Source organism: Rickettsia endosymbiont of Ixodes scapularis (genome assembly GCF_000160735.1).
Taxonomy (GTDB): domain Bacteria; phylum Pseudomonadota; class Alphaproteobacteria; order Rickettsiales; family Rickettsiaceae; genus Rickettsia; species Rickettsia tamurae.
The window spans coordinates 1-1,661 of the sequence record NZ_GG688303.1; the positions used below are offsets into that span (position 1 = coordinate 1).

A 1,661-nucleotide genomic window follows, 5' to 3' on the forward strand; every position below is an offset into this window, starting at 1 on the left:
TTACTGCTAAAGCTCTCTATCAAATATCCTGAGAAGAGATTTAAGAACAAATTCATATGTTTAACCTATATGGTGAAGATACTAGCAAATGAGAAGCATCAAGAACCGCTTGTCAATCATTCTAGCTTCAGATTTGGCTGTAACATAAATGCCGAAGAGAAAGATAAGTTAGAATATGAGAAATATTTAAGTGCAATAGAGGGCTCATTTGATACCAGCAAAGAAATGCAAGTCAGGGAGAAGATAGCCGGAAGATATGGTACAGAAACAGCATATAAAATATTAACAGAGGTAGAGTTTAAGACAAACGAAGACAATAGCTTTGTTACTGCATTAGTTCCGAACAGTTTGGATTTAAGCGAGTGACAAATAGAAATATTAAGCCAGCAGCTAGAAGCAGTATATTGCATTAATAGGTATTACGTGGATATAGTTGAGGATTCAGAAAAAAGAGTTAGAGAAAGGAGAAGAACCAAAAACAAGCAACGAACTAGCTAAAGGAAAAAAATAAAAATAAAAGACCGAGTTAATGTATCTAAAACTCCTATTTTTTCTAAAAAACCGGAAGGTGTATCATTAAGTGCTATTCCATCAAACACAGCATGGCACACTATCAGGCAAGGCTTAATGGAGGAGTTAGGGGACGATATAGATAGGCCATGATTTTCAAGAGCTGTAGCTGTGGAATGCAAAGAAACTAGCACACTAACACTTACCATGCCAACAAGGTTTATGGCTGATTGGGTGCGAAATAACTATTCACATGTGATACGAAGATTTGCAGATAGTGTAGGGGTTAAGATGGTGGAGTATGGATATATGTATGATACTTTATAGTATTTAAAGATTATAGAAAAGAATAAAATCCTAACACGCTTCCTCCAACTTATCAAACCAAAGGAAAGAGTAACAGCAATAGTAGATTTACCGACACCGCCTTTTTGATTTATTATCGCAATAATTTTAGATAACATACACAATCTCCATGTGATACAAGTGTAATACACACGTACCAGAAAATTAAATTGTTGTCTAAATAACAATTAGTAAGTTACATACAATTGTGATACATAAGTGATAATTTAATTGGCAAGGTTTTTATATTTATCTAGAACTCCAGACAAAATAACGGAGTTATAGTAAATAATCGCATTAGCAAGCAGTCTACCGCATAATTTCTACATAAATATCTGTTTTACCATATAATTGCTTTTTACCACCAACTTTTGCAATACCAGCTCGTAATTGGTGATATGATTCAATTATATTTTGTGATTTGCATACAGTTTTCTTTAATTGGCTATCCATCAGATATTTAAGTGTATAGATACTTCTTACTAATTTATCGTACTCACAAACAGCTCTCCGCAAAGCATTTTCTGGTGATAAGTGACATAATTTTTTTAATCAAATTAGCGTGATTCATTTCTTTTAGTGCCAAGGTGGCAACAAGTTGATCAATACTACTTTTTTGTTCAATAATAACTTGGATATCAATCTGAGCAATGGGTTTAATTAAGCAATGTGCGTATTCTTTAATATCATCCCCGCAATACAGATTTTTTAGTTGATCATTGAGGTTGGTAAATCCTGGATTTAACCCAGCTCCAAACCACTTCATGATTGCAAAGTTTGCTTTGTTGATAACATGCATATCACCA

Annotated in this window: 1 protein-coding gene and 2 pseudogenes; 1 reads left to right on the forward strand and 2 read right to left on the reverse strand. The window is 33.6% G+C overall.

From position 1 onward, the window contains the following. Positions 1-837: pseudogene (locus REIS_RS13670) on the forward strand (DnaA N-terminal domain-containing protein); the annotation flags it as partial. Here the strand turns inward: REIS_RS13670 and REIS_RS16190 are convergent. Further along, positions 756-974: a ParA family protein gene (locus REIS_RS16190; protein ID WP_241760977.1), complete on the reverse strand. Its 219-nt coding sequence runs from the start codon at positions 972-974 to the stop codon at positions 756-758. The pseudogene REIS_RS13670 and the gene REIS_RS16190 sit on opposite strands and share 82 nt — an antisense overlap. 111 nt (positions 975-1,085) lie before the next feature. After that, a pseudogene (locus REIS_RS16195) lies at positions 1,086-1,661 on the reverse strand (Tn3 family transposase); the annotation flags it as partial.

Coding starts and splice junctions, on each gene's coding strand:
- REIS_RS16190 (WP_241760977.1), bottom strand. CDS start 974: ATGTTATCTAAAATTATTGCGATAATAAATCAAAAAGGCGGTGTCGGT.